The organism is Enterococcus raffinosus (assembly GCF_018917525.1).
In the GTDB taxonomy this organism is placed as follows: Bacteria; Bacillota; Bacilli; order Lactobacillales; family Enterococcaceae; genus Enterococcus_A; species Enterococcus_A raffinosus_A.
The window spans coordinates 27,080-52,929 of record NZ_JAHLOS010000006.1 but is presented as its reverse complement, the minus strand read 5'-3'; the positions used below and the strand labels follow the sequence as shown (position 1 = coordinate 52,929).

Here is a 25,850-nt window from a genome sequence, read left to right as displayed (position 1 = left end):
ACAGGTGGTATAGTTTATACAGAGAGAAGGAATTTTAATGGATTTAACCGATAAGGTAGTTGTAGTAACAGGAGGTTCTGCTGGATTAGGTGAGCAAATTTGTTATGAAGCAGCTAAACGCGGAGCAATCGTTGTTACCTGTGCTCGTCGGATCAATTTGATTGGGCAAGTAAAGGAGCATTGCAGTGAATTGAGCGGTAAAGCCGCCTATGCTTTCCAGCTAGACATCGCTGATCCGGACAGCGTAGAGGCTGTGATCGAAAAAATCGCAGATGAAGTTGGCGAGGTAGATGTTTTAGTCAATAATGCTGGATTTGGTTTATTTGACAATTTTGTTGATTTTGACTTAGATGTGGCAAAAAACATGTTCGAGGTCAATGTTTTAGGGATGATGTATTTTACGCAAAAAATTGCGATTTCAATGGTTAATAATCAGTCTGGACATATTTTTAACGTGGCATCCATGGCAGCAAAAATGGCAACACCAAAATCTACAGTATATTCCGCAACAAAATTCGCAGTACTTGGTTTTTCGAATGCTTTACGTTTAGAATTACGACCTGCTAATGTTTATGTCACTACTATCAACCCGGGACCAATCGCTACAGAATTCTTCGATAAGGCTGATCCAAGCGGTAGTTACTTGGAAAACTTAGGTGGTATCGTTTTAGATCCGAATAAATTGGCTAAGACGATCGTGAATAAAATGGGGAAACCGACTCGTGAGATCAATCGTCCATTTATCATGGAAGGAGCTAGTGTTTTTTACGGCTTATTCCCTCATATCGGAGATTTTTTAGCTGGTGGATTGTTTAATAGGAAGTAGGAAAGCAAATGAAAAAGCAGTGGAAAGTTTTTTTAGGATTCATTTTAGTTTTAGTGATTGTGATCTTCGCGCTTTCCAATAGCCAGGAAGTCCCAGTCAATTTCTTAATTAAAAAAATTTATTTGTCATTAGTTTTAGTAATTATCGGCTCAGCCTTGATAGGGGCGTTGGTTGTTTTATTAACCTCAGGAGCCACTCTCTTTCAACAGCGAAAAGAAATTAAACAGTTGAAAGAATCGATTCAAAGCTATGAAGCGAATAATGAACAAAAACTAGCGGAAGAAAAAGCAGCTTTTCAACGTGAACAAGAAAATGAACTTGCAGTGTTGAAAGCTAATTACGAAAGTCTTTTAAAGGAAAAGGATCAGGCATTAGCTGCGATGCAGCATTCGCAGGTCGAAAAGAAAGAAAATCATCCAATTGATTATTACGACTAAAAAGGAAGACCTTAGTTAGAAAACTAAGGTCTTCTTCTCTTTCTTGTCTGTTTCTTTTTTGCTATACTAATACGGTTGGGAAGTGATAGAGTGAAAAAATCAAGCTTCGATTGGCAGATTAGAAGTGCGACTCCAATTGATTCTACATTTAAATCGGAAATACTGAGTCAGGGGTATAGCGAAACTTTTGCCGAACTTTTATGGAATCGAAATATACATACAATAGACGATTTTTCGCAATTATTAAAAGCAAACATTGATGACTTACATGATCCATTCCTGATGCACGACATGGATAAAGCGGTAGAACGAATTCAAAACGCTATCATGGAAGGGCAACGGATTTTGATTTATGGTGATTACGATGCGGATGGCATTACCAGTACCTCGATTATGTTAGAGACCTTGGAGATGATTGGTGCAGATGTTGACTATGTATTGCCAAATCGTTTTATTCATGGTTACGGACCTAATAAAGAGCTTTTTGCGGAGAAAATCAATGAAGGAACACAATTAATTATCACAGTCGATAATGGTGTTGCAGGAAATGAAGCCATTGATTTTGCTAATTCACAGGGTGTCGATGTGATTGTTACAGACCACCATGAGATGCCGCCAGTTTTACCGGATGCTTATTGTATCGTCCATCCACGACATCCAGATGGACATTATCCATTTGGTGAATTGGCCGGTGCAGGAGTTGCCTTCAAAATGGCGACTGCTTTATTGGAGGAAGTGCCGTTAGAGATGTTAGATCTAGTCACCATTGGAACGGTTGCAGATTTAGTTTCAATGACTGGAGAAAATCGAAATCTTGTAAAATTAGGATTACAGGCCATTAAACAAACACAGCGCTTGGGCTTATTGGAATTGCTGAAGATCAGCAGTATTGATTTGCAAAAGGTGGATGAAACCAGCATTGGGTTTAGTGTCGGTCCAAGATTAAATGCTATTGGACGTTTAGGTGATCCCAATCCTGCTGTCGAGTTAATGACAACGTTTGATGAAGAGGTTGCTCATCAGTTGGCTGAGACATTAAATCAGATCAACGATGAACGAAAGCAAATCGTACAGGCTACCACTGCTGAAGCAGTTGCACTAGTAAATCCAGAGGATGCTGTTCATTTGATTGCAGCAGAAGGGTGGAATCCCGGTGTTTTAGGAATCGTAGCAGGAAATATTTTAAAGCAGACGGGACATCCGACGATTATTCTCTCTATCGATGAAAATGGAGTAGCAAAAGGATCTGGTCGAAGCATTGAAGCCCTAGATTTATTTGGTATGCTAAATACGATGCGTTCTGAATTTACTCATTTTGGTGGTCATGCGGCAGCTGTAGGTCTGACTATGCCGGCAGAAAACATTCCTGTCCTTCAAAAAATGATGAATGACTACATCTCTGCTGAACAGATCGACTTAAGCAAAGGTTCTTCCTTATTAATTGATGAGGAATTACCATTATCCGCTGTTACTCTAAAGTTTGTTGAGGAATTGAAAAAACTAGCGCCATTCGGAACAGACAATCCAGCACCGCATTTCTTAGTTGAAGGAAATGTCAGCTTTTTCAAGCGTATTGGGAGCGATCAGCAACACGTTAAATTTTCATTGAAAAGTGAGGACAGCCAATTAGATGCGATTGGTTTTGGGTTTGGCGATGAGAGCGAAGAAATTCAACAGCCAGACACAAAATTTGTTGGTGACTTAGAAATCAATGAATGGAATGGACAGAAAAAAGTTCAATTACGTTTGGTTGATTTTGCCTCTGATGGCTTACAGGTAATTGATCGGCGGACGAAATATACTTGGGATCAAAAAATCGAAGGCGAGCGAATTCTTTACTTAGCCTTTCAAGTGAAAAGCCAGAAATATTTTACGAAAGAGTTACGAGAAACAGTATCTTTATATGATCCAACGATTACTTGGTCCGACTATGATCAATTAGTCGTACTTGATTGTCCTGATCAAAAAGATTTATTGAAAGAAATCGTGAATAAAGGAAGCTTTACGCGAATTTATTTATATCTATACAGTCCTGACGAAGCCTATTTAAATGGATTGCCTAAGCGTGATCAATTTGCAAAGCTTTACCAATTTTTCCAAAAACAACCACGAGTGGACATTCGCTTCAAGCTAAAAGTTGTTTCGAATTACTTAAGAATCCCAGAAAATTTATTGGTATTCATGATTCACGTGTTTTCTGAGCTAAAATTTGTTACAATAGATGACGGCGTTTTACAAATGGTCGAGTCACCAGAAGCTCGTGCTTTTGAAGAGAGTGTCATTTACCAGAAACGCATGACTCGAATTGATAGCGAAGAATTTTTATTAATGAATGATATTCAAACGATTAGAAATTGGCTGAAAGGCTAGGAGGAAATACCGAAATGAATTTGAAAGACTATATTGCTAGTATCCCAGATTATCCAAAGAAAGGGATTGTTTTCCGCGATATTTCACCACTCATGGCAGACGGTGAAGCTTATCGTGAGGCAACAAAACAGATCGTTAATTACGCGAAAGAAAAACAAATCGACATGGTTGTCGGACCAGAAGCTCGAGGCTTTATCGTAGGCTGTCCAGTGGCGTTTGAACTAGGGTTAGGTTTTGCCCCTGTTCGCAAACCTGGCAAATTACCTCGTGAAGTGATCGAGGTGGAATATGAGAAGGAATATGGGACGGACACGCTAACGATTCATAGCGATGCAATCCAACCTGGTCAACGCGTTCTAATTACTGATGATCTATTGGCAACTGGCGGAACAATCAAGGCAACGATCGAACTAGTTGAAAAGCTGGGTGGCATTGTAGTTGGTTGTGCGTTCTTAATTGAATTAGAAGAATTACATGGTCGCGATAAAATTCAAGGGTATGATATCTTAACTTTGATGGACTATTAGAAAAAATTTGAGTTGAAGAGATTCTTCAGCTCTTTTTTTGTGGTCACCTTCAAATTTAACGCAAAAAAAGCTGCCAGATGAGAATCTAGCAGCGTATAACTAATTTATGCGGACTTGTGATAATGATGATCGTAAGTCACGTAATAAAAATCTTCGGCTGGTTCCTTATAGTATTGTTCTTCTTCGAACTCTTCTTCATCGAATTGACGCTCAGCATAATGCTGCGCATACTTACGTTCATCCCACAACATGAACCAGACAAGAAACAAACCAGAGAAAATGACGACCGTAGCTAAAGAACCTAACTTACCGATCAATAATCCTAGCAACAATACAGCGATAATCAAACCAAATCTTCTTACTGCTTTCATCAATAATCACTCCTATATATAAATACGCGAACGTGTGTTTGTATATCTATTATACGAATGTTTGTTCGTTTTGTAAAGAAAAAAATAATCGGAAATCAATTCCGATTAATAAATATGGTTTCGGTACAAACCCACGACTTTTCCAAGAATAGAAACATTGTCATAAATCAATGGTGCTAACTCATCATTTTCAGGTTGTAAGCGGATGTGATCAGCTTCGCGATAAAATCTCTTACAGGTGGCTTCATTCTCATCCGTCATAGCAATCACGATCTCACCGTTTGTGGCCGTTGATTGTTTTCTGACGATGACATGATCACCATCATAGATGCCTGCGTTGATCATACTTTCACCACGAATCGTCAACATGAACAAGCTGCCTTCTTCACTTGATAGATCTGGGGGAACAGGAAAGAAGTCTGAAGCTTCTTCTACTGCTAAAATAGGTTCACCGGCAGTAACGACCCCTAACATAGGAATAACTTGCGGAGCCACTCCGATTTTTTCTAATCCATTAATGGTTAATTCAATTGCTCTAGGTTTTGTTGGGTCGCGTTGGATCCAACCTTTTTTTTCTAATCGTGATAAATGTCCATGAACCGTAGAAGTAGATGAAAGATTCACAGCCTCTCCAATTTCTCTAACAGTGGGTGGATAACCTTTATCTTCAACGCGTTCATGAATGAAACGTAAAACTTCTAGTTGTTTTGTTTCCGTTCTTCTTGCCAATGCCCGCACCTTCTTTCGTTTTTTTTAGTGTAGCATAGTTATCCAAACAAATCAAACAAGCGTTCGTATATCTTGGTACTTTCAACTTATTTTTTTTTATGTATAATTAGAAGGGGAAAAGAGGTGCTCAAGATGATTAACGATGAAACAATCGCACGCATTAATGAACTAGCAAAGAAAAAGAAAACGGTCGGCTTAACGGACGCTGAGATTCATGAGCAGAAGGTCCTAAGAGAAGAGTACATTGCTTCATTTCGCAGCGGCATGCGCCATCACATCGAAGGAATGAAGGTCGTTGATCCTAAAGGAAACGATGTCACACCAGAGAAGTTGAAGAAGATCCAAAAAGAAAAGGGTCTGCACAATAGAAAATAAATCTTTTACTGGTTAAGTGATTGAAATGTTAAAATAAATCGGTTACAATGAATCTGTAATTAAAGTATTTATGACCAAAAAGGAGGAACTAATTTGTTCGACAAAATCGATCAACTAGGTGTAAACACAATCAGAACGTTAAGTATTGAAGCAATTCAAAAGGCAAACTCAGGACATCCAGGGTTACCGATGGGTGCAGCTCCAATGGCTTATGCTTTATGGACGAAGCATTTGAACGTCAATCCAGCAACATCATTAAACTGGCCAAACCGCGACCGTTTCATTTTATCAGCGGGTCATGGTTCCGCAATGCTTTACAGCTTGCTGCATTTGGCAGGCTATCAAGTGACGATTGACGATTTAAAAAACTTCCGTCAATGGGAAAGTAAAACTCCAGGACATCCTGAATATCAGCATACAGATGGTGTTGAAGCAACTTCAGGTCCTCTAGGTCAAGGTATTTCAACTTCTGTGGGTATGGCGATGGCTGAAGCTCATTTAGCAGCCACTTATAATCGCGATAGCTTCAACGTAATGGATCATTATACTTACGCACTCTGTGGCGATGGCGACCTAATGGAAGGTGTTTCCGGGGAAGCAAGCTCTATGGCTGGTCATATGAAACTCGGTAAATTAATCGTATTGTACGATTCAAATGATATTTCATTAGATGGCCCTACATCAAAGGCCTTCACTGAAAATGTCGGCGCTCGTTATGAAGCGTATGGTTGGCAACATATCTTAGTTAAGGATGGCAATGATTTAGAAGCAATCTCTAAAGCCATTGATGAAGCGAAAGCTGAAACGGATAAACCTACATTGATCGAGATCAAAACAGTCATCGGTTTTGGTTCACCAAAAGAAGGCACATCAGCAGTTCACGGTGCTCCAATCGGACAAGATGGAATCGATGCTGCGAAGGCTGTCTACGGTTGGGAATATCCTGATTTCACAGTTCCAGAAGAAGTAGCAAAACGTTTCAAAGAAGAAATCAATGATAAAGGTGCTAAAACAGAAGCGGACTGGGATGCGATGTTCGCAAACTATGAAAAAGCCCATCCTGAATTAGCTAAACAATTCAAAGCAGCGTTTGCCGGTGAGCTTCCAGAAAATTGGGAGGATGCTTTACCAGTTTATGAAGAAGGTACAGCACAAGCAAGTCGTGTATCAAGTAAAGATGCGATCCAAGCAATTGCTAAAGCTGTTCCAAACGTATGGGGCGGATCAGCCGATCTCTCTGGTTCAAACAACACAACAATTGCTGATGAAGCGGAATTCCAACCAGGCTCTTATGAAGGCCGTAATATTTGGTTTGGTGTTCGCGAATTCGCGATGGCAAGTGCTATGAACGGAATTCATTTACATGGCGGAACACGCGTATATGGCGGAACATTCTTCGTCTTTACAGATTACTTACGTCCAGCAGTTCGGATGTCAGCGATCCAGAATTTACCTGTCATTTACGTATTAACACATGATTCAGTAGCTGTTGGTGAAGATGGACCAACTCATGAACCAATCGAACAATTAGCAAGCGTTCGCTGCATGCCAAATGTACAAGTGATTCGTCCGGCTGATGGCAATGAAACATCTGCTGCTTGGATTCAAGCATTAGAAACGAAAAACAAACCAACAATCCTAGTATTAAGTCGACAAAACTTGCCTGTCTTACCTAACAGTAAAGATATCGCGAAAGACGGCGTAGCTAAAGGCGGTTATGTAATTTCTAAAGCTGAGTCAGATATACCAGAAGGTATCCTTATTGCCACTGGTTCTGAAGTGAACTTAGCTGTTGAAGCGCAAAAAGAATTAAAAGCTCAAGGAAAAGACGTTTCTGTTGTTTCTCTTCCAAGCTTTGACTTATTTGAAGCACAAGATGAAGCTTACAAAGAATCTGTTTTACCAAAAGCAGTGACAAAACGTGTCGCAATTGAAGCAGCTTCGCCATTTGGTTGGGAACGTTATATCGGTTCAGAAGGTAAGATGATCGGAATCGATCACTTTGGCGCTTCTGCACCTGGCGGTTTTGTTCTAGAACAATTCGGCTTCACTGTTGATAATGTAGTAAATACTTTCAACGAATTATAAAAAAATATTTCGAAACTGAGGAGAATTCTTTCTTCTCAGTTTTTTTGACTATAAAGTAGTTATAAAATTTTTACATGAATAAATCACTTTGCGGCAGGCATATCCGGCTTCACGAACGAGCTTTTCTACGCAAGCTACGTATATAGTTACTGTTAAACGCCATTAAGCAGAACTAGCATATCGGCAATAAGCAAAAATATTTCGAAATTTTAGAAGTCCGTTTAGGCACTAATCAACATCAGGTCTCTTTGATCACTGTGTCTCTTGGCTATTTGGGTCTTATTGCTGATAAAGCTGATGTGGAACAATACTTGGCGCTCAAAAGCTGAGGGAGTTCGCGATACCTTTTTGTTTGTCATAAATAATTTAGTATTTAAAAAAGGCTAGAGATACAAACCCTCTTGTTTACATAATATATTTATCTGATAAAGATTTTTAACACGCTTGTAAAAAATCGTGATTTAAAAGAAAAGTGTTTATTTGTGAGCAAAATAATTTAGACAGAATATAAATTCTGTTATACTGTCCTTGTGCAAAAGATTGCAAACAAAAAACGAATCAACGAAAGTGGGATGACAATGAAAGTAGTAGTAGTAGGATGTACACATGCCGGTACCGCGGCCGTTAAAAATATTTTAGCAAATCACCCAGATGCAGAAGTAACAGTGTTTGAGCGGAATGATAACGTTTCTTTCTTATCTTGTGGAATCGCTTTATACGTAGGTGGGGTTGTCAAGGATCCAGCAGGTTTATTTTATTCTAACCCTGAGGAACTTGCTTCTTTAGGTGCAAAAGTGAACATGGAACACGATGTAACAAACATTGATACAGATGCAAAAAAAGTAACAGCAAAAGATTTGAAAACGAACGAAGAAAAAATTGTCGATTATGATAAATTAGTCGTTACAACAGGTTCTTGGCCAATTATTCCGCCAATCAAAGGAATCGACTCTGAGAATATTCTTTTATGTAAAAACTATAACCAAGCAAATGTCATCATTGAACAAGCCAAAGATGCAAAGAAAGTCGTTGTTGTCGGTGGTGGGTACATTGGAATTGAATTAGTTGAAGCATTTGCTGAATCTGGTAAAGAAGTAACATTGATTGATGGGTTATCACGAATCCTGAATAAATACTTAGACGAACCTTTTACAAGTCGTTTAGAAAAGGAACTCGTTGATCGTGGTGTTACATTAGCATTAGGAGAAAACGTTCAAGAATTTGTCGCTGACGAAACTGGTTCAGTGAAAAAAGTCGTAACAGCAAGCAAAGAGTTTGAAGCTGACATGGTCATTTTATGTGTAGGCTTCCGTCCGAACACAGAATTGCTTAAAGGAAAAGTTGATATGTTGCCAAGTGGAGCAATTAAAGTCAACGAATACATGCAATCAAGCGATCCAGATATCTTTTCAGCTGGGGATTCAACAGTTGTTCACTATAACCCAACAGGACAAGATCAATATATTCCGTTAGCAACTAACGCTGTCCGTCAAGGAATGCTGGTTGGACAAAACTTAGTTGAACAAAAAATGAAGTATCGCGGAACACAAGGGACATCAGGACTTTATTTATTTGGCTGGACGATTGGTTCAACTGGATTAACGAAAGAAAGTGCCGCCTTAAATGGAATTGATGCTAACGTCACGGTGATCGAAGACAATTATCGTCCTGAGTTTATGCCGACAACGGAAAAAGTCTTAATGGAAATCGTCTCAGAAAAAGGTACCAATAAGATTTTGGGTGCTCAATTCCTATCTAAATACGATATTACTCAATCAGCTAACACATTATCCATAGCCATCCAAAATGGGATGACGCTAGAAGATCTTGCTTTACAAGATTTCTTCTTCCAACCTCACTTTGACCGTCCGTGGAACTACTTGAATATCTTAGCGCAAGCGGCATTAGCTGAAGCAGAATAATGCAACGACAGGAGGGGAGACCTTCCTGTTTTTTTGCTTATTAAGAACGGTTCACTAGTATTGGACTTCCTCTTTTTTTAGTGTAAACTAAAAAAGTGAATGGAGGATTTCTAATGATTTCATTGAAAGAATATTTGTCAGGTGGAGAGACGACAATCTCCAATCTGCTTTTGCAAAATTATACTAAACTTGGGCTAAATACGAATGAGTTTATGCTATGGCTGCAACTTTACGCGTCTCATCAAGCTGGTGAAGATTTTCCTGATCTGACTTTAATTGCTCAAAATATGGGGAGTACGACCGAAAAAATCTATGCTGCTTTGAACACGCTGGTTGAAAAGGAGTTTGTCTCGCTTGAGACTGCATTAGATGAACAGGGAAGACAAAGCGATCATTATAATTTACTCCCAGCATTTGAAAAATTGGACGTGTTGAAAGAACAACAACGCTTCGAAGCGGAAGAAGAAAATGATTTGGCAGCACAAAAGAAAATGCTGCGCTCCTTTGAACAGGAATTCGGTCGGCCATTATCACCAATTGAGTACCAAAAAATCGGCTACTGGCTGAACGATGATCAGTATTCACCCTCACTGATCGAACTAGCGTTACAAGAAGCCGTCTTGAATCAGGCCTACAATTTTAAATATATTGAGACAGTCCTTCAAAGCTGGGAAAAGAAGAATATTCGATCTAAAGCTCAAGTAGAAGAAGAGCAACGACGACGAAAACAAATTATGCTGCAAAAAGAAGAGGAACAAAAGCAATCTGAAGAATTGCCAAAAGTCTCTTTATACAATTGGTTAGAAAGGAAAGATCCCGATGCTTAGCAAAGAGAAAACGATGGAGGCATTGTCGCGAATGTACGACATGTTTCCGGATGCGGTTGGAGAGCTTCATTCTGATTCACCATTTCAATTATTGATCGCAGTTATTCTAAGCGCTCAAGCAACAGATGTTTCAGTGAACAAGGCGACGCCAGCACTTTTTAAGGCTTATCCTACACCAGAGGCATTAGCTCAAGCACCAATAGAAGATATCATCGAGAAGATCAAAATGATTGGTTTGTATCGTAATAAAGCGAAGAACATCAAAGCTTGTGCACAGATGCTGCTAGATAATTACAATGGTGTTGTGCCAAATTCTCGTGAGGAGTTAATTAAATTACCAGGAGTTGGGCGAAAGACAGCGAACGTGGTTCTTGGCGATGCTTTTGGTGTACCTGCAATTGCGGTTGATACTCATGTTGAACGAGTGACCAAACGTTTAAGGATTTGCAAATTGAGCGCTTCTGTGACTGAAGTGGAAGCAACTTTGATGCGCAAAATACCAAAAGAGTTGTGGGTCAAAAGTCATCATACGTTAATTTTCTTTGGGCGCTATCATTGCACCGCTCGTTCCCCGAAATGTGAAATTTGTCCTTTACTAGATATGTGTCAAGAAGGAAAAGACAGACTAAAAGCCGCTCGAAAATAAATCGAGCGGCTTTTTCTAATTAATTGATCATTGTTGATCGTTTTGCACAGCCGGCGTCTGAGTAGGTTGATCACTAGATGACGGTTGAGACGGCTGAGGTTCAGCAGATGAAGACGGCGTCGGTGTTGAGCTGGCAGGTGGAGCACTGCTGCTTGCTGGCGGCGTCACTGTTGACGATTCTGAGAAACTAGATTCCGATTCTACACTGCTAGTTGAACTAGTCGTTGCACTAAAAGTACTACTGCTATAAAAAGAACTTTGGTAGGAATAGCTAGGTGCCGGCACTGATGAAGCACCTTTGACATAAAGTTCGTTTCCAATTCTTAAGACATCATTTGGCATAACCCAATCTTCATTTGAGACATTCTGCGATACATAACTCATCATTTCACGGTAAACGTCTTGTGCGATATTTTCCGATTGTGTGGTTATTGGTGTCAATCGCTTGTCATAGCCTGCCCAAATTGATAAAGAATAATGCGGCGTATATCCAGTAAACATGACATCTGGTGAGATCGATCCATAATGTGGAATCTTGGCCAATTCATCATCTGTATAGTTAGAAGTACCTGTTTTACCCGCTTGGAATAGGTTAGGAATCTGCGCGTATGTTCCGGTACCTTTTGTAATAACGTCTTTCAACATGTCTGTAATCATATAAGCCGTGTAAGGCTCCATGGCTTTCTTTCCTTTGTTTTCAAAGGTTTGTTCTGAGCCATCTTGATATTTAATTTTGTTGATATAGAGTGGCTCGTTATAAGTTCCACCATTAGCAAAAGCAGCATAGGCTGCGGCCATTTTTTCTGTGGAAATTCCATATTTCGTTCCGTCTTGTGTTTCTGTATTGCTTGAGATGGCATTAGCCTGTTGTATTTCTTTGTATTGAATTCCTAAGTTTTTCAAGAATTTCGACACATTTTCTGGTCCAACTTCATTGAAAAGCTTCACAGCTGGGACATTTCGTGAATTATACAAAGCTTGACGCAACGTAATATTTCCTTGATAGCTGTTGTCCCAGTTCTTAACCGCTGTTTTCGTTCCCTCATAATAATAAGGCTGGTCATCAATTCGTTCACCAGTAGATTTTTGCTCATATTCGATCGCTGGACCGTAATCGGTGATTGGTTTAACTGTTGACCCAAAGTCGCGATTTGTACTTACTGCACGATTCAATCCTAAGTAAACATCATCGGCAATGTTTCGTCCACCAATTTGAGCAGTTACTTTTCCAGTTTCACTATCTACAAGCGTGGCAGCTATTTGTAAATCCTCATCGGGATATTGGACATATTCATCACCATTTACGATCGAATAAAGTCGATTTTGTGCGTCAGTGTCCAGATTTGTATAGATATCTAAGCCGTCAGTGTAAACATTTTTGCCCGTTTTGTCTTCGACTTGGGCAATCACTTCTTTGACATAATTGTCAGCGACCTTACGTTCCTGATTGTCTGTTTCTAAAGGCAATAGCCCTTGGTCAATCGGTTCATTGATTGCGGCATCGTAATCTTTTTGAGAGAGCTTTTTATTATTCAGCATGGTATAGAGTACTGTATCGCGACGTTCTTTTGCAGCCTCTGGATGTTTATAAGGATCATAGGAATTAGGTGCTTGCGGCATGCCAGCTAATAATGCTGTTTGTGCGATGGTTAAATGCTGTAATTCCTTACCGAAATAAGTTTCAGCAGCCGTCTCCATTCCATATAGACCATTGGCCATATACACCTTATTAATATAGTAGGTTAAGATTTCTTGCTTCGAGTGTTTTTTCTCTAACTGGATAGCCAACCAGGCTTCTTGTGCTTTTCGACGCAGCGTTTTGTCCGCTTCTTCAGTCGTTGTTGAAAAGAAGGAAAGCTTAACTAGCTGCTGGGTTAAGGTACTACCACCTTGCAGTCCGCCTTTGTTAGTGAGGTTGTGTAACGCTGATCCTGCGATTCGGACTGGGTCAACACCGTTGTGCTTGAAAAAACGACGATCTTCGACTGAAACAATCGCATCGTCTAATTCTTGCGGAATTTTATTCGCGCTGACCTTTTCACGCTTTTCAGCACCAAGGTCTTCAAAAATATTTCCATCACTGTCAAAAAGCTTAGAAGAAACTGTCGCTTCTAATTTCTTTTCGGTTAAGGTCGGTGCATCCTTTACATAGTAGAAAAAGATTCCGATACCAGTGAGTAATGCGACGCAAAGCAACCCAACGATTGCAATCGCAATTTTCAGCCCGATATGGCGATTCTTTTTAACTTTTGGTTTAGGTTCCTTTCCTTGAGAGGTCCGCTTTTTTTTCTGCGAACGTGAGGGATTAGCCATTTGATTAACTCCTTTTTTCAAGATAGTGTTCCACCGCATCCAAGTAAGGGATTCTTGGAGCAATTTGCGGTGTGATCTCGATACCAACTGTTTCGATTTGTTTTAGCGGTATTGATTTTTTGCCATTTTCTTGGCTCTGCCAATAGTTTACCAGTTCTTCAGCAGAAAGAAAAAAGCAACGATTTAAGCTTGAAAACCAAAGTAAAACAAAACAAATTGCTTTCTGCTTCAGACATTTCTGCATATGCGTAATCTGATGCTGATGGAAATTCTTTAGCGGGAAAGAGCTCTTGTTTTTTGTTTCCTTTGCTTCAAAGTCTAAATAGTATCCTTGATAAACACCATTATAATCAGTTGTGGAAGGTTGTCTGAAATAGGCTTCCTTAATAACTGCGGCACTTCGTTTAGGATAATCGACCTTAACGATTTGAAGCGGCGTTGGCTTTTTATGGACAACTGCCTTATCATGGGTTAAGTAGTACTCATTGCTTTGATTGATTGCTTCTTCAAAGCGCATACCTCGATTAGCAAACGTTGTTTCTTTTTTTAATGAGCGTTCTCGTGGATTTTTTTGTGAAAATAGCTGACCGTTGGGGTAGTGAAAGGTCATATTTCATCACACTCCTGTTTGCTATTATAGCAAATTTTTTTGAAAGATATTTTATTTTTAAGTGAAAGTAAGGAAAATGCAATGAATGAAACAATACAGCGAATATACGTAACAGGATATCAGAGCTATGAGCTAGGAATCTTCAGTGAGCAGGACCCTCGTGTGCAAGTAATTAAGAATGTTTTAAAAAAAGAATTGACGGCTCTGATTGAAAATGGCTTGGAATGGGTCATGATCAGTGGCAGTCTTGGTACAGAGATTTGGACGGGGCAGGTAGTCAAGGAATTAAAACAAGAGTATCCCGAAATCAAATTAGCAGTTATTTTCCCATTCGAAGAGTTTGGAAATAACTGGAAAGAACACAATCAATTACTTTTAAGCGAGCTTGTACAAACGGCGGATTACGTGGATTCGGTCAGTCATCAGCCCTATCAGAATCCTCAACAATTTAAAAATCATGTAAATTTCTTATTGCAGCACACCGAAGCAGCCTTGCTGGTATATGATACTGAGTATCCAGGAAAAAGCAAATTCTTTTTAGCTGATGTGGAAAAATTTCAAGAACAAAATCCCTACGATTTGCTTACAATTACGATGGATGATTTAGAAAATTCCTCAGACTTCGGGGATAGTGTTTGATTTCCTCAAGCTTATCAGCTAGAATATATAGGAAAGTAAATTAAGATAAGAGCTAATGAGGTGGAAAAATGGCGAATGTAATCTATACTCCTAATGATATTTTGGAGCAAGAATTTAAAACAAAAATGCGTGGTTATGATCCAATTGAGGTCGACGAATTTTTGGACAATGTAATCAAAGATTATGAAGCTTATAACAAAGAATTATTAACACTGAGAGAAGAAAATGATCGCTTGAAAGCAAAAGTTGAACAATTATCTAAAGCTCAGCCAGCTCCTTCACGTGTGAAAGAAGCAGCGCCTAAAAGTTCAGCTGTTACAAACTTTGATATCTTGAAGCGTTTATCAAATCTTGAAAGAGAAGTTTTTGGCAAGAAGCTTGATCAGCAAGCATCAACTCAAACGGCTACTTCTGATTTCGGACAAAGTTATTCTCAAGATGAAAGTGATATTGAGAAAACTCGTCAATTTTAATTTGAATGATGCAATTTTTGGGTGATCGCGGTCTGCTTTGCGCAGTCTGAGGAAAGTCCATGCTCGCACAGTCTGAGATGATTGTAGTGTTCGTGCTTAGCGAAACCATAAGCTAAGGTACTTCTTTTGAAGTAACGGCAGAAAAAAGGGCTACGGAGCAATCTATGCCTAAGTATTCTTGAAAGTGCCACAGTGACGAAGCATTTTGAGAAATCAAAATGGTGGAACGCGGTAAACCCCTCGAGCGAGCAACCCAAACTATGGTAGGGGCGCTTTTTCTAAGGAAATGAACGATGAAAGAGACGGCATTTATGTCGGAGATAGATGATTACCACGACGATCACACTTCCCTGAGTTGGTCGTCGTACAAAACATGGCTTACAGAAAATTGCAGCAATTCAGGGTGTGCCTTCCAACTTTGCGTTGTGAAGGTCTTTTTTTGTCAGTTCTGCTTTTTGCAGTATTCACAAATCGAACTGGAATTAGTTAAATATGGAATAATTGATTGTGCTGTTTAGCAGAATGATATGCGAAATGAGAATAAAACTAATTTTTTCGGTTTTTGAAAAAATTATTCCCTTAGTACGAATTAGCTGCGAGTTTTTCTTCCTGCTTTAGCAGGTTAGAAAAATGGTATGCGTACGAAAATAAAGTTTTTTCGGTCTTTGAAAAAAGCAATCCATTGAATTGAGCTAGCTGCGAGTTCCACTTCATACTTAGTGGAATCGTATGCGAAACGAGAATAAAACCTATTTTTTTCAGTATTTGAAAAAATTGAGGCTTTAGTTCAAAAAAAGCTAATAGTCTTACATTGGAAAAAATTATTACTACTATTATATAAAGGAGCAATTATGGAGAAAGAATATAATTTAATTGCCACTGCCGCTGCGGGTATCGAAGCGTTAGTAGGTAAAGAATTGCGAGATTTAGGCATCGATTGCCAAGTCGAAAATGGACGGGCACGATTTAAAGGAAATTTGGAAACGATCGCTACTGCTAATCTATGGCTACGAACCGCCGACCGTGTGAAAATCATTGTCGGGGAATTTGATGCGTTTACTTTTGATGAATTATTTGAGAAGGTTAAGGCGATTGCTTGGGAAGATTATCTGCCGATGGATGCTGAATTCCCAGTGGCGGGACGTTCGATCAAGTCAAAATTGTACAGCGTTCCTGATTGCCAATCAATCACGAAAAAAGCAATCGTTGAACGCTTGCGAGAAGTTTACCATCGTCCAGCTCGTGTACCGCTACCAGAAACGGGGGCGCTATTTCAGCTAGAGGTAGCTTTATTAAAGGATCATGTTGTTTTGACTCTAGATACAACGGGGCCGAGCTTGTTCAAGCGTGGGTATCGATTAGAAAAAGGCGGCGCTCCTTTAAAGGAAAATATGGCGGCGGCCTTAGTAATGTTGACAAATTGGCGGAAAGATCGTCCTTTTTATGATCCGGTTTGCGGATCAGGGACGTTGTGTATTGAAGCGGCGCTGATTGGCCACAACATTGCACCTGGATTCAATCGGGATTTTGCCTGTGAAGCGTGGGATTGGTTTGATGCCGCTGTCTTTGATAAGGTTCGTTCTGCAGCGGATGAAGCAGCTGATTATGATATTGAATTAGATATCGCTGGCTCTGACATCAATGGTCGGATGATTGAGATCGCTCAAGCAAATGCTGAAGAAATCGGATTAGGTGATTCGATTCAACTTAAACAGCAGGCTGTTAAAGATTTTAAAACGGATAAGGATTACGGTGTGATTGTAGCTAATCCCCCATATGGAGAACGTTTAGGCGAAGAAGAGCAGGTTCGCGTATTGTATCGTGAAATGGGAGAGGTGTTCCGCCCATTGAAAACCTGGAGTAAATACATTTTGACTAGTGATTTAGCCTTCGAAGAGTTTTACGGGGCAAAAGCAACCAAGAAAAGAAAATTATACAACGGTGCTATACGAACGGATCTATTTCAATATTGGGGCGAACGTCCTCCAAGAAAGCCGCGCAACGATGCCGAATAAAATAGAAACAATTCGTATTTATGCCAAAGAGAAACTCGGTGCTGATCGCAGTGGACATGATTTTTATCATGTCCAACGTGTGGCTAAGATTGCTAAAAACTTGGCTGAACAAGAAGGCGTCACGGATACGTTAATCATTGAAGCTGCTAGCTATCTGCATGATGTGATTGACGATAAGGTTGTCGCAGATGTGATAAGTGCCCAGGATGACCTTAAAAAGTTTTTAAAAGAACTTGGTTTTTCCCTGGAAGAAGTTCAAGAAATTTTTAAAATCATCGAAAACATTTCCTTTTCAAAAGAAATAGAGAACGGAAAGGCTGAACTGACTATTGCTGGACAGATCGTGCAGGACGCGGACCGGATTGATGCACTTGGTGCCATAGGTATTTTACGAACTGCTTATTATGGCGGGCATACGCAAAGCCCCTTATATGATCCAAAACTGCCACCGCAGGAGTTCAAAAATAAACAAGAATATCGTCAAAAAAGTACAGTGATTAATCATTTTTATGAAAAATTATTCAAGCTTCCAGCAACAATGAATACTGAAGCTGGTAAAAATGAAGCTCAAAAACGGATGGCATATATGGAAGAGTTTCTAAAAAGATTCTACGATGAGTGGAATTTATAATAAAAATGAAGTGAAAATTTGAAGATAAAAGTAAAAAAATGTGTTGAGCAAGACGTTTTATTTCCAGTGAACTTCTTTTTCTCCTATAATATTCATTGGTTAGGAGGAACTCTAAATGCTACATCGTGAAATCTTGAGTCCCGAAGAAGTTTTAGAAAGAATGCCCAACTTATCTGAGGGATTATTCGCTATTCGCTGCAAACTTACAAATAAGACCTATCAAATTATTTTATATAAGTATCGAGAGGATTATTTTTTAATAGAAAATCCAGCACTGATTAGTGTCTTGCTGAATAAGGATAAAAGCTTTTTTGGAACACCAGAACAACTTTTGAACGAAATAGAACTGTCATTCGAGGAAAATCATTATCAGCCCGCGTCAAAAGAGTGGGTCAACTTAGATTTGAATACCCTGAAACGATTAAATAATGTGAAAATTAAATTTTTTGATTTGGAAGAATAACAGGAAATCCTGTTATTCTTTTTTTCTAAACTGACGAAAAAGGTAATACACATTAATGACTGTGAGGATTGCTCCTAATATAAAAGGAACGATCAGGCGGCCTTGACTGTATCCAAAGTTCTTTTGAAAACTTTCTAGTGACGTGAGAGCTACAACTGTTTGACTGTAATTATAAACTTGATAGCTGAAAGTCGTTAAAAAAACTGCGATTAAAGTTAAAGCGAAACGACGATAATCACTATTTTTCAGTTTCTTGACAAAAAAGAAAATCATATAAGCGACCATCAAAGCCGCGGGAACACCAAATGCGAAAAGCGGATTAAGCATTTATCTTACCTCCAATCTAGTATAAATTATTTTACCACAACTCCAAAAAAAACTTATTGATTAGAAATTTAGCCAAAAATTAATAACATACGTAAAAACATTTAATAGTTAAAATCACAAACACCGCAAAATAGAGTCTTTTTCTTCGCTTTTACGAAGAAGATATTTTAAACTAAAACAGTTGAATATTCGGCTTTTTTACAGGAGTTAGACGAGTTTAGCAGACAAAACACTCATCTAATATTTTTACAGTAATTTGAACAAAGGAGTTTTTTATGAACAGTTACACGTTTCCAATCAAAGTAGCGGTGCTAACATTTCCCTTTTTGGCGATGCTGATTACCGCACCATTTTTAATTTATTATTATCGAAAATATGGACAATTAGGCAAACTGAGAAGTCTGATCTTGTATTCATTTGTATTTTACTTATTATGCGCGTATTATTTAGTGATTTTACCGTTGCCTGACATCAACACGGTTGCACAGATGACCGGCCCGCGTTACGAACTTCATTTATTTCAATCCTGGCACAATTTTATGAATCAAACGGTACTGCAATTGAATAATCCCAGCACGTATCTGCCAGCAATGAAACAAAGTGTTTTTCTGGAACCTGTTTTTAATATTTTTCTACTTTTCCCTTTTGGTGTATATTGCCGGTATTATTTCAGATTTTCCATTTGGAAAACGATTTTAGCTAGCTTTTGTCTGTCACTTTTTTTTGAGTTAACACAATTAAGCGGTCTTTATTTTATTTATCCACGACCTTACCGATTATTTGATGTCAATGACTTATTGCATAATACAATAGGTGGCACGCTGGGCTTTGTTTGTGCGCCATTATTCACGTTCTTTTTACCAACCAGAAGCGAGCTGGACTCAGAATCACTGGAAAAAGGGCGGCGCGTCTCATTATTAAGACGGTTTGTTGCATGGGGAATCGATTGGTTTATCATTGGGTTGTTCAGCCCGTTAATCAACTATTTATCAAATGTACTACCGCCTAAAGCCGGTGAAATCTTGAGTAATACTATGTCAGTGTTCATCATTGAAGTGATCGTTTATTTCATGTTAATCAATTACCTCTTAAACGGTCAAACCATTGGGAAAAAGGTTGTTCGCATTCAAGTCATCGAAGAAGGTTACAAGCATATTCGTTTGAGGCGATTGGTCTTGCGATATTCTGCACTTTACTTTCTTTTCTTCGGGCTATTGCAAATTTTTCAATACACCATGACTCATTTAAGTACAACAAATCACACGCTTTTTATCGCTTATGCGACATTAGGAATGTTAAGTTTAGGAATTTTACTTTTATTTCTATTCAACTTATTGTATGCTCTCATAAGAAGAAAAACCCGCCTATTCCATGATAAAGTGAGTCACACGTATACGATTAGTACGTTAAAGAAAGAGGTATAACATGCGAACTTTTGAATCATTCAATTTCCAGCCATTTATTCTTGAGGCGATCAAGGATAAAGGTTTTACTGAACCAACAGCGGTTCAAGAAAAATTAATTCCCTTAATTAAAAAAGGGAAAAATGTTGTCGGACAGTCACAAACAGGCTCAGGAAAAACCCATACGTTTTTACTGCCGTTAATGAATAAGATCGATGCTGCTAAAGATGAGGTGCAAATCGTCATCACAGCGCCAAGCCGCGAACTAGCGACACAAATTTATCAAGCCGCTATTCAAATTGCAAAATTTTCACCAAATGAAATCCGCGTAACGAATTTTGTTGGCGGAACCGACAAACAGCGTCAAATCGATAAATTAGCGACGCATCAACCACATGTTGCTATCGGAACGCCTGGTCGTATCTTAGACATGATGAACGAACAAGCGTTGAAAGTCCATACGGCAGAGTATTTTGTGGTCGATGAAGCGGATATGACTTTGGATATGGGATTTTTAACTGAAGTCGATCAAATTGCTGGCCGTTTACCGAAGCATTTACAAATGTTGGTCTTCTCAGCAACGATCCCAGAAAAACTGCGTCCCTTCCTATTAAAATATATGGAAAATCCTGTGATTGAAGAAATTAAGTCAAAAGCAGTAATTTCGGATACGATCGAAAATTGGTTGATCTCGACGAAAGGGCAAGATAAAAATCGTTTGATCTATCAATTATTGACGATTGGTCATCCATATTTAGCCATTGTTTTTGCCAATACGAAACAGCACGTCGATGAGATCAGTGATTATTTAAAATCACAAGGGTTAAAAGTCGCGAAGATTCACGGAGATATTTCACCGCGAGAACGGAAGCGTGTGATGCGGCAAGTTCAAAACTTAGACTATCAATATGTCGTAGCGACAGATTTGGCTGCACGAGGGATCGATATTGAAGGGGTTTCTCATGTGATTAATGCAGAGGTGCCGCAGGATTTGGATTTCTTTATTCATCGGGTGGGCAGAACCGGCCGGAATGGATTGTCTGGAACAGCGATCACTTTATATGGTCCAAGTGATGAAAATGATATCAGCTTGATTGAAAATCTTGGTGTGACGTTCCAACCAAAAGAGATCAAGAATGGTGAAATCGTCGATACTTACGATCGGAATCGTCGAAAGAAACGCGAAAAATCAAAAGATGAGCTAGACCCAACCTTGATTGGCTTAGTTAAAAAATCAAAGAAAAAAATCAAGCCTGGCTACAAGAAAAAAATTGATCGCGCCATTTCTGAATCGAATAAACAAAAATGCCGTGTAGCACGTCGACAAGAAGAACGTGGCGCTCGGAAGAATAAAAAGCGTTCAAACTCATAAAAAATTTAGAACTTGTATCTGTCAATCCGATACAAGTTCTTTTTGCATTTTAACACAAGGAATGCCGTCTTCTTCAAATATATCTGATACGACGCGATAGCCGATTTTCTCGTAGAAAGACTGCGCGCTAAGTTCGGCAGAAAGTACAGAATACTGACAGCCTTCTTGGCGCGCTTGCAATTCGATCCGATCTAGAAGTTTGCGACCTAATCCTTGATTGCGATAATCAGGATGGACGCATAGACGGTCAGGATTCAACGTCGATTCATCTATTTTTTGATAGCGGACAGTGGCGATTGGGAGTTGCTCATCAAAGAAAACGAGATATTGACGATCAACTGTATCCAATTGATCAAATTCCAACTCGGCCAAGATATTTTGTTCTAAAACAAAAACCTGATAGCGTAAATAAAAGGCGGCAGCCTGCAACTCTGGCGAAGCGCCAAAAATTTCCTTCATCTTTTTCCTCATTTCTTTATGATAATGGTATAATTCTAGCATATGAGTGTTGGAGGAGGCAGAAAGATTTATGAACTTGTTAGATCAATTAGACTGGTCCTATTGGAAGAGATTGAATCCAAAGGAAAAACGTACCTTGTTAAGCCAGCTTTTACTTCATTTTGTCAATCCATTGATGAAGATTTCAGATATTGAATTAAAGGATTTTGATTTGTACGGTATTAAATGCCAAACGTTTCAGTTGCTGATTGATGAAGAGGAGTTTGTCTTTATCCCAGGCAATAAAGACGCAATTTTAGGCTGGAACCTAGGCACAAAAGGTCTATCGTTGTTAGAAACCGCACCAAACTCTCAAGAAATTATTATCCCAGAGGAATTACGCGGACAATATAACTTTTTCGATGTCGATTCTTTAGGGGAACTAATAAATGATAAAACGTCAAGCTTGCGTAAAGTCCAAATCCCGCCAATGTTTGTTCAGCGTCATGCTTTACCCGCGGGAACCAACTATTTGGGAATCTATGATTCGGTAACTGGAAGTTTTTCAGGGGAAGCGGATCAATTTTCAACCTATGAAGAGGAAATCAAAAGCGTATTATCACCAAACTTGACGCCAGAAGAAAGTATGACTTGGACCTTCCCTAAAAACGTGTTAAAAGAGGGGCGTTGGTATATTGAAATGATTCCTCACTCAGACAGCTACTATGTGTTTAGTCATGAAGAGCACACCTATACCAGTCTGCGAAAAAAAATCCGCAAAAAGAATTTTGACTTATTGACAGAAGATCAGTGGGAATACGTCAATGGTGCCGGCAGCCGCCGTTTATTCCGTTGGGGCAATGATTTAAATGTCGCCGATCCATATCGCGGTAAGAATGTTCGGAAAATGATGGAGCAGGAGAATATGTTTGGCTTATTCTTTGATACCTCAATGGAGCGTTTTGAGATAACCGAAGATCCTAGTGTGTTAAAACTGACCAACAAGAAGAATCAGGTTGGCATTCCGATTGTTGATTTTCTGCCGCTATCTAGTTATTACAGCAATACAACGACGATGATGCACGAGGAGATTCTCTCACCAAGTAATTATTTGTATCGTAAGGCGATTTTAATCAAGATCTAGTTTGACTTTTGACAAACTTTTTTCTATACTCTTAAAAGGATATGGTTTATTCGTTTCGCCTCCACAGAAAGTGCACGATTGCTGAAAGCTGCACGTGGCGTATGATAAATTGCTCCCAAAATTTTTGATTGAAAAATCAACGCTACTCAGCGTTAACGAGCTGAAGAGGTAATGATCAAACTATCATTGCAATCAAGGTGGTACCGCGAGTTTTCGTCCTTGACTGCAGTGGTAGTTTTTATTTTTTTGAGAAAAGAGGAGAACAGATGAAAAAATTATCAAGCGCACAAGTGCGCCAAATGTTTTTAGATTTCTTTAAGAGCAAAGAGCACATGATCGAACCCAGTGCATCTTTAGTTCCAGTAAATGATCCAACGTTGTTATGGATCAACTCAGGTGTGGCGACCATGAAGAAATACTTTGATGGTAGTGTCGTACCAGAAAACCCACGGATTGCTAATGCACAAAAATCTATCCGGACAAACGATATTGAAAATGTTGGTAAAACTGCACGTCACCATACGATGTTTGAAATGCTAGGAAATTTCTCGATTGGTGATTATTTCAAGGTGGAAGCCATTGAGTGGGCTTGGGAATTCTTAACTTCACCAGATTGGATAGGCTTTGATCCAGATAAATTGTATGTAACGGTTTATCCTGAAGATAAAGAAGCAAAACGCATCTGGTTAGAAGAAGTCGGGATTCCAGCAGACCATGTGGTTGAAATTGAAGACAACTTCTGGGATCTTGGTGCTGGCCCAAGCGGTCCCGACTCAGAAATTTTCTATGACCGCGGCGAAGCCTTTAACGATTTAGCTGAAGACGATCCAGAAAATTATCCTGGCGGCGAAAACGAACGCTATCTAGAAATCTGGAATCTGGTCTTTTCAGAATTTAACCACACTCCACAGGGCACCTATGAACCATTGCCACATCAAAATATTGATACGGGGATGGGGCTTGAACGGATGGTTTCGATCATTCAGGATGCACCAACTAACTTTGAAACAGATTTATTTTTACCAATTATTGGCAAGGTTGAAGAATTGAGCGGCAAGAAATATGGCGTGGATAAACAAATGGATGTTTCCTTCAAGGTGATTGCGGACCACATTCGTTCATTGGCGTTTGCGATCGGTGATGGGGCTCTGCCATCAAATGAAGGGCGTGGTTACGTTTTACGCCGCTTGTTGCGTCGTGCAGTTATGCATGGGAAGAAACTAGGAATTGATCAGGCCTTCTTATTCAAATTGGTCCCAGTCGTAGGAGAAATCATGGTCAGCTACTACCCAGAGGTAAAACAGCAAGAGGCCTTTATCCAAAAAGTGGTTCGGACAGAAGAAGAACGCTTCCATGAAACCATCAATGATGGGCTTACGATGTTAAATGATGTGTTAGCTGATTTAAAAGCGAAAAATGAAACAACGTTAGACGGAAAAGTTATTTTTAAATTGTACGATACGTTTGGTTTCCCTGTAGAATTGACGGAAGAAGTCGCGGAAGATGAAGGCTTAAAAGTCGATCACGAAGGCTTCGATGTGGAAATGCAGGCACAAAAAGAACGTGCCCGGGCTGCTCGTACAACAGAAAAATCAATGGGCGTTCAAACCGCTTTATTAGGCGATATCAAAGTAGCAAGCAAGTTTGTCGGCTATGATCATTTGGAAAGCGAAAGTGAATTGCTGGTGATCCTAAAGGACGATGCAATCGTTGATATGGTCGGTGAAGGCGAAGCACGCTTGATTTTCGCAGAAACACCATTTTACGCTGAGATGGGTGGACAAATCGCAGATATTGGGATGATCGTGGATAGCGAGGGACAAATCATCGCTAACGTGACCGATGTCCAAAAGGCACCAAATGGTCAAGCACTGCATACCGTTGAAGTGCTTGCGTCATTAAAAGAAGGCGAAAAATACTTCTTGCAGGTCAATGCGGCGTACCGCAATAAGATCATCAAAAATCATACGGCAACGCACGTTTTGCATAAAGCCTTGAAGGAAGTGTTAGGCGATCACGCGAACCAAGCCGGTTCATTAGTGACGGACAAGCATTTACGTTTTGACTTTACACATTTCGGTCAGGTGACAGCAGTTGAACTAAAAGAAATGGAAAAAATCGTCAACCAAAAAATTTGGGAAGCTATTCCAGTAGTAACGATCGAAACCGATATCGATACGGCGAAAAATATGGGCGCGATGGCCTTATTTGGTGAAAAATACGGACATGATGTACGTGTAGTCAACATCGGCGACTGGTCGATCGAGCTATGCGGTGGAACACATGTCGTTAATACAGAAGATATTGGCTTGTTCAAGATTGTTTCTGAATCAGGAATTGGAGCTGGTGTTCGTCGGATCGAGGCATTGACAGGCAAAGAAGCCTATGAAGCCTTCCGTGAAGAAGAAGAACAGCTGCTACAAGTAGCACAAATCGTGAAATCACCGCAAATCAAAGAAGTTGTTAGCAAAACCGAGCAATTGCAACAGCAATTACGTGAGCTGCAAAAAGAAAATGAACAACTAGCCACAAAATTAGCGAATCAACAAGCGGGTGATGTTTTCAAAGATGTCAAAGAAATCAACGGTACGACAGTGATTACTGCCCAAGTCAACGTGAAAGATATGAATCAATTGCGTCAATTGGCGGATCAATGGAAACAAAAAGCCTTGTCAGATGTTTTAGTTTTAGGAACTGTGCAAGGTGAAAAAGTAAATCTGCTTGCGGCGATGAGCCCAGCAGCAAATGAAAAAGGTTTAAAGGCTGGCGATCTGATTAAAGCAATCGCGCCGAAAGTCGGCGGAGGCGGAGGCGGCCGTCCAGATATGGCACAAGCTGGCGGGAAAAATCCAGCCGGTCTAGCGGATGCATTAGCTGAAGTAGCCAACTGGTTAGCTTAATTTT

At 39.6% G+C, this 25,850-nt stretch carries 24 protein-coding genes and 1 other RNA gene; 19 read left to right on the top strand and 6 right to left on the bottom strand.

Annotated elements, in window-relative coordinates; all coding sequences use genetic code 11:
* The first annotated feature begins 37 nt into the window (after positions 1 to 37).
* The 4 genes from KQI58_RS06145 to KQI58_RS06130 all read left to right on the top strand — a co-directional run bounded on the left by KQI58_RS06145 (position 38) and on the right by KQI58_RS06130 (position 4,160).
* Positions 38 to 826: an SDR family NAD(P)-dependent oxidoreductase gene (locus tag KQI58_RS06145; RefSeq protein WP_216407418.1), complete on the top strand. Its 789-nt coding sequence runs from the start codon at positions 38 to 40 to the stop codon at positions 824 to 826.
* Between the two features lie 8 nt (positions 827 to 834).
* A complete protein-coding gene (locus KQI58_RS06140) occupies positions 835 to 1,263 on the top strand; it encodes a LapA family protein (RefSeq protein WP_216407415.1) in 429 nt (142 codons plus the stop codon).
* Positions 1,264 to 1,353: 90 nt separating this feature from the next.
* A complete protein-coding gene (gene recJ, locus KQI58_RS06135; RefSeq protein WP_216407414.1) occupies positions 1,354 to 3,633 on the top strand; it encodes a single-stranded-DNA-specific exonuclease RecJ in 2,280 nt (759 codons plus the stop codon).
* Between the two features lie 14 nt (positions 3,634 to 3,647).
* A complete protein-coding gene (locus KQI58_RS06130) occupies positions 3,648 to 4,160 on the top strand; it encodes an adenine phosphoribosyltransferase (RefSeq protein ID WP_216407412.1) in 513 nt (170 codons plus the stop codon).
* Positions 4,161 to 4,264: 104 nt separating this feature from the next.
* Here the strand turns inward: KQI58_RS06130 and KQI58_RS06125 are convergent, their stop codons facing one another.
* Both KQI58_RS06125 and lexA read right to left on the bottom strand, forming a co-directional pair.
* Positions 4,265 to 4,531, bottom strand: coding sequence for a hypothetical protein (locus KQI58_RS06125; protein ID WP_216407410.1), 267 nt, complete (start codon positions 4,529 to 4,531; stop codon positions 4,265 to 4,267).
* 105 nt (positions 4,532 to 4,636) lie between these two features.
* Positions 4,637 to 5,260, bottom strand: coding sequence for a transcriptional repressor LexA (gene lexA, locus KQI58_RS06120; protein ID WP_216407409.1), 624 nt, complete (start codon positions 5,258 to 5,260; stop codon positions 4,637 to 4,639).
* A 132-nt stretch (positions 5,261 to 5,392) separates the two neighbouring features.
* Here lexA and KQI58_RS06115 point away from each other — a divergent pair, with 132 nt between their 5' ends.
* The 5 genes from KQI58_RS06115 to nth all read left to right on the top strand — a co-directional run bounded on the left by KQI58_RS06115 (position 5,393) and on the right by nth (position 11,118).
* Entirely contained in the window at positions 5,393 to 5,635 is a 243-nt protein-coding gene (locus KQI58_RS06115) for a DUF896 family protein (RefSeq protein ID WP_216407407.1), read from the top strand.
* A 93-nt stretch (positions 5,636 to 5,728) separates the two neighbouring features.
* Positions 5,729 to 7,723 carry a transketolase gene (gene tkt / locus KQI58_RS06110; RefSeq protein WP_216407405.1) on the top strand — a complete coding sequence of 665 codons (1,995 nt, stop codon included), beginning with the start codon at positions 5,729 to 5,731 and terminating at the stop codon, positions 7,721 to 7,723.
* Between the two features lie 578 nt (positions 7,724 to 8,301).
* Positions 8,302 to 9,645: an NADH oxidase gene (locus tag KQI58_RS06105; protein WP_216407403.1), complete on the top strand. Its 1,344-nt coding sequence runs from the start codon at positions 8,302 to 8,304 to the stop codon at positions 9,643 to 9,645.
* Positions 9,646 to 9,758: 113 nt separating this feature from the next.
* Positions 9,759 to 10,472, top strand: coding sequence for a DnaD domain protein (locus KQI58_RS06100; protein ID WP_216407401.1), 714 nt, complete (start codon positions 9,759 to 9,761; stop codon positions 10,470 to 10,472).
* Positions 10,465 to 11,118: an endonuclease III gene (gene nth, locus KQI58_RS06095; RefSeq protein WP_216407400.1), complete on the top strand. Its 654-nt coding sequence runs from the start codon at positions 10,465 to 10,467 to the stop codon at positions 11,116 to 11,118. The genes KQI58_RS06100 and nth overlap by 8 nt, the downstream gene beginning before the upstream one ends.
* A gap of 27 nt (positions 11,119 to 11,145) precedes the next feature.
* Here nth and KQI58_RS06090 read toward each other — a convergent pair whose 3' ends face one another.
* Both KQI58_RS06090 and recU read right to left on the bottom strand, forming a co-directional pair.
* Positions 11,146 to 13,431, bottom strand: coding sequence for a PBP1A family penicillin-binding protein (locus KQI58_RS06090; RefSeq protein ID WP_216407398.1), 2,286 nt, complete (start codon positions 13,429 to 13,431; stop codon positions 11,146 to 11,148).
* A gap of 4 nt (positions 13,432 to 13,435) precedes the next feature.
* Positions 13,436 to 14,041, bottom strand: a complete 606-nt coding sequence (gene recU, locus KQI58_RS06085) for a Holliday junction resolvase RecU (RefSeq protein WP_216407396.1) — start codon at positions 14,039 to 14,041, stop codon at positions 13,436 to 13,438.
* A gap of 81 nt (positions 14,042 to 14,122) precedes the next feature.
* Here recU and KQI58_RS06080 point away from each other — a divergent pair, with 81 nt between their 5' ends.
* The 6 genes from KQI58_RS06080 (at position 14,123) to KQI58_RS06055 (ending at position 18,262) form a co-directional block, all read left to right on the top strand.
* Complete coding sequence (locus KQI58_RS06080) at positions 14,123 to 14,680, top strand: DUF1273 domain-containing protein (RefSeq protein ID WP_216407394.1); 558 nt, start codon at positions 14,123 to 14,125, stop codon at positions 14,678 to 14,680.
* 68 nt (positions 14,681 to 14,748) lie between these two features.
* On the top strand, positions 14,749 to 15,153 hold the full coding sequence (gene gpsB, locus KQI58_RS06075) for a cell division regulator GpsB (RefSeq protein WP_216407391.1): 405 nt from the start codon (positions 14,749 to 14,751) through the stop codon (positions 15,151 to 15,153).
* Between the two features lie 13 nt (positions 15,154 to 15,166).
* Positions 15,167 to 15,539: RNase P RNA component class B (gene rnpB, locus KQI58_RS06070), an RNA gene on the top strand.
* 465 nt (positions 15,540 to 16,004) lie between these two features.
* Positions 16,005 to 17,168 (top strand): THUMP domain-containing class I SAM-dependent RNA methyltransferase, encoded by a 1,164-nt coding sequence (locus KQI58_RS06065; protein ID WP_216407390.1) that lies wholly within the window; start codon positions 16,005 to 16,007, stop codon positions 17,166 to 17,168.
* Complete coding sequence (locus KQI58_RS06060) at positions 17,158 to 17,799, top strand: HD domain-containing protein (protein WP_216407388.1); 642 nt, start codon at positions 17,158 to 17,160, stop codon at positions 17,797 to 17,799. Before KQI58_RS06065 ends, KQI58_RS06060 begins: the two co-directional genes overlap by 11 nt.
* Positions 17,800 to 17,914: 115 nt before the next feature.
* The gene (locus tag KQI58_RS06055; protein WP_216407386.1) at positions 17,915 to 18,262 is read left to right on the top strand and encodes a hypothetical protein; all 348 of its coding nucleotides are present in this window, start codon (positions 17,915 to 17,917) and stop codon (positions 18,260 to 18,262) included.
* Between the two features lie 12 nt (positions 18,263 to 18,274).
* On the opposite strand, the gene KQI58_RS06050 is transcribed toward KQI58_RS06055, so the two are convergent.
* Positions 18,275 to 18,589, bottom strand: a complete 315-nt coding sequence (locus KQI58_RS06050; protein ID WP_216407384.1) for a hypothetical protein — start codon at positions 18,587 to 18,589, stop codon at positions 18,275 to 18,277.
* Positions 18,590 to 18,864: 275 nt separating this feature from the next.
* Between KQI58_RS06050 and KQI58_RS06045 the strand changes: the two genes are divergently transcribed.
* Both KQI58_RS06045 and KQI58_RS06040 read left to right on the top strand, forming a co-directional pair.
* Positions 18,865 to 20,013 carry a VanZ family protein gene (locus KQI58_RS06045; RefSeq protein ID WP_216407382.1) on the top strand — a complete coding sequence of 383 codons (1,149 nt, stop codon included), beginning with the start codon at positions 18,865 to 18,867 and terminating at the stop codon, positions 20,011 to 20,013.
* A 1-nt stretch (position 20,014) separates the two neighbouring features.
* Entirely contained in the window at positions 20,015 to 21,364 is a 1,350-nt protein-coding gene (locus KQI58_RS06040; protein WP_216407380.1) for a DEAD/DEAH box helicase, read from the top strand.
* Between the two features lie 21 nt (positions 21,365 to 21,385).
* On the opposite strand, the gene KQI58_RS06035 is transcribed toward KQI58_RS06040, so the two are convergent.
* Complete coding sequence (locus tag KQI58_RS06035; protein ID WP_216407378.1) at positions 21,386 to 21,823, bottom strand: GNAT family N-acetyltransferase; 438 nt, start codon at positions 21,821 to 21,823, stop codon at positions 21,386 to 21,388.
* Between the two features lie 70 nt (positions 21,824 to 21,893).
* On the opposite strand from KQI58_RS06035, the gene KQI58_RS06030 reads away from it, so the two are divergent.
* Positions 21,894 to 22,946 carry a DUF7278 family profilin-like fold-containing protein gene (locus KQI58_RS06030; RefSeq protein ID WP_216407376.1) on the top strand — a complete coding sequence of 351 codons (1,053 nt, stop codon included), beginning with the start codon at positions 21,894 to 21,896 and terminating at the stop codon, positions 22,944 to 22,946.
* A gap of 266 nt (positions 22,947 to 23,212) precedes the next feature.
* Positions 23,213 to 25,846, top strand: coding sequence for an alanine--tRNA ligase (gene alaS, locus KQI58_RS06025; protein WP_216407374.1), 2,634 nt, complete (start codon positions 23,213 to 23,215; stop codon positions 25,844 to 25,846).
* Positions 25,847 to 25,850 lie beyond the last annotated feature (4 nt).